The sequence below is a fragment of the Bradyrhizobium sp. Kon37 genome (assembly GCF_055807535.1).
On the sequence record NZ_JBVVOY010000373.1, the window covers coordinates 1 to 203 of the forward strand.

Sequence of the window (203 nt, forward strand, 5' to 3'; positions counted from 1 at the left end):
ACAGGAACTCGTTATCCATAAAAACGTGGTCGTCATCGATACGGGTACGTGCGACCAGTTCCGGTTTGCGGCGCTCCTGGAAAATCAGCGGTTTGACTGCTCCCGCGCAGTCAAACCGCTGATTTTACAGGAACTCGTTATCCATAAAAACGTGGTCGTCATCGATACGGGTACGTGCGACCAGTTCCGGTTTGCGGCGCTCC

General features: G+C 53.7%; 1 protein-coding gene. It reads right to left on the reverse strand.

The features are described from left to right. Positions 1-88 (reverse strand): Mu-like prophage major head subunit gpT family protein (locus AC0L3J_RS38510; protein WP_473350637.1); only part of this gene is annotated, 88 nt, incomplete at its 3' end. Between the last annotated feature and the right edge of the window lie 115 nt (positions 89-203).